Here is a 402-nt window from a genome sequence, read left to right as displayed (position 1 = left end):
GTCATCCCAAATGACATGAGCGCAAAAGCCCCTGCTCCAACAAAAGCCAATGGGCCAAACATAAAGGCAACGATAATACAGACCACAATGCCAACCCAAGCAAAGCCTCGCGCAATTTTATAAGCCACTTCAGGGATCATGTCTTGTTCAGTGTAATGAATACCCATTGATGTTAGGTGATAACAACGATGTTTATCTGGTGCAAATAAATATCTCCCTATAAACACCAGTGTCGTTGATAAAATAAAGAGCCCCAAAAAAACAGGTGAGTCTACTGTCATGTCAGTAACCGACCAAAGAAACAATAATGGTATTCCTCCTGAAAATATTGACAAAATCCAGTATGCTAAATTAGTGTATTTTTGACCCGCGCCCTGATACTCCCAAGAATAAATTGTATTC

Annotated in this window: 1 pseudogene; it reads right to left on the bottom strand. The window is 40.0% G+C overall.

The features are described from left to right. Positions 1-281 (bottom strand): annotated as a pseudogene (locus A6E03_RS17045) (hypothetical protein); the annotation flags it as partial. Between the last annotated feature and the right edge of the window lie 121 nt (positions 282-402).

This window comes from Aliivibrio sp. 1S128, assembly GCF_001691065.1.
Taxonomy (GTDB): domain Bacteria; phylum Pseudomonadota; class Gammaproteobacteria; order Enterobacterales; family Vibrionaceae; genus Aliivibrio.
The sequence above is the reverse complement of the archived record's forward strand: the minus strand, read 5'-3'. Positions and strand labels throughout refer to the sequence as shown.